This window comes from Oleiphilus sp. HI0132, assembly GCF_001635845.1.
Window position 1 is genome coordinate 1 of the sequence record NZ_LWGJ01001472.1, and the last position, 1,936, is coordinate 1,936.

The following is a 1,936-nucleotide window of genomic DNA, read 5'->3' on the forward strand; positions in this document are numbered from 1 at the left end:
CTATGCCCTGATGTGCAGCGGAAACTTGAGTTCTGCTTTTCGGCTGGCAAATGAGGGTAAAAGTATCCTGAACCAGAATCAGCATCACTTCTTCGAAAGCTTTGCCAGCTTAGTCATCATTTTATGTGACCGATATTTAGGCAGGGGTGTCGAGGCTATTCAACTGATGAACGAAGTGTTTCTGCCTATTAAACATGGTGACAGAAACCCGCTATGGGCAAACCTGGCGACCGGTATGATGGTAGTAGAATATGAGCAAAATCAGCTGGATAAGTCACTGGAATTGAGCACGCAATTAATCCCACTAGTTAACCACTCCTGCGCAACGGAAGAAGTAGCGACGGTTTATCTATATAGCTCCCGGGTTTTTCATATAAAAGACCAATCGTCCAAAGCAAGCCGCTTACTTGACCAACTTGAGCGTATTTTATCTTTAGGTGACTATCAGCGCTTTAATAGCCAAGTAGTTCACGAAAAAATGCGCCAGGCGTTTCGTAGCGGTTCTTTCTCAGTTTGTAAGCACATTTTCGAAAAGTACCACTTAGATGAGTTCATCAATAAAGGAGTTTGGCAGAAATCCGGGCAATATGAAGAGCACCGGGAAAGAGGTGCACTGGCTGCCGTATATTTTTTGATATCTAAAGGTCGCTTTAAACAAGCAAGCGACTTGCTCGAAGATATCGCCCAGTTGCTAGACCGGAACAATATCACCTCACGAGTATTGATAGCACGCTGCAATATCGCCATGATTGCCTTTAGGCAGGGTAACACTGATGCGGCGATCAGTCTGGTTAAGCGCCTCATTAGCCGTTATGGTTTGGTCTGTTTTTCCCGCAGTGTATTTGATGAAGCTCCTGGGCTGGAACTGCTCTTCCAGCAAGCGGTTAATGAATCCAGAGTGGCCCTGCCCACCATTTTTACCGATATTTTTCATACCTTGGTAGCAGCTGGTGATAAGTTCCAAGACCTGATTCAACCAGCTCACCTGCTGACCGACAAGGAACTCGAAATATTTGAGCTTCTATCCACCGGCCTAAGTAATGCCGAAATCAGTAAACAGTCTGGTATTGCTTTATCTACAACCAAATGGCATTTGAAGAATATCTACAGCAAGCTTAATGTTGAAAACCGTAGCGCAGCCTTGGCCCTGGCACACAAAACACAGCCGGCTTAAGGCATCTATAGCTCTGCCTTCTAATGTTGCGACTAGTTTTTTTTGGGGGGAGGGAGGGAGTCCCCTGACTCTTCAGAGAGTCAAAGGAATTTCACTTATAACTTTCAAAAACGAGCAGTCTGCTTTTGTCTGCATCGCTTCAGACTGCTCTTATCAATTGTATTTAGTACCTTTTAAGCTCTTTAAGCTGAGCAACATCTTTCTGTATGCTTAACAGCTCATCTCTACTTAAATAAGTATCAATTTTTGCTGCCGCTTTAGCATAAAAGCTATTCAATGCTCTAGTAAGTGACTTGTCTGTATTATCAAGCAGTTGCTCAGGCTTGGTCACTGAGTTGGTCGCCATTCCAACGAGCCCCCCTCTATTCTTAATCTCCCACTGTTTGGTATAAGGCTCTGATATCCCAAAATCACTCAAATTAATTCTCTTATTCAACATCGCTTGACCCGTCAAAGGCTCAATAACCTTCAAAAGCATCTCACCATTAATGTAAATATTACCTGAGTCCGTACAGTGAGTACTCTTACATGCAACACCGGTTGATTTTTGATTTATATTAAAAGTGAGACGAGGAACAACAGACAAATACATATTTTTCTTATCACTAAACGTAATATCATCAAACGTTTGATAAGGTCCTTTCATATTGAAACCTTTGTCACTCAGGTTTGAAACAAAAGTATTATTCAATGCAGTCATAAGCTGGCTTCTATATGACTGGTTATACGCACTATTAGCATTAAACCCGTGATTCCCTTTAG

General features: G+C 42.5%; 2 protein-coding genes. One reads left to right on the top strand and one right to left on the bottom strand.

Features of this window, described 5'->3' with window-relative positions; genetic code table 11:
• Positions 1-1,174 (top strand): helix-turn-helix transcriptional regulator (locus A3766_RS22820; RefSeq protein WP_197479692.1); only part of this gene is annotated, 1,174 nt, incomplete at its 5' end.
• 163 nt (positions 1,175-1,337) lie between these two features.
• Here A3766_RS22820 and A3766_RS22825 read toward each other — a convergent pair.
• Positions 1,338-1,936, bottom strand: a 599-nt coding sequence (locus tag A3766_RS22825) for an HpaA family protein (protein ID WP_156509058.1), incomplete at its 5' end; no start/stop codon positions are given.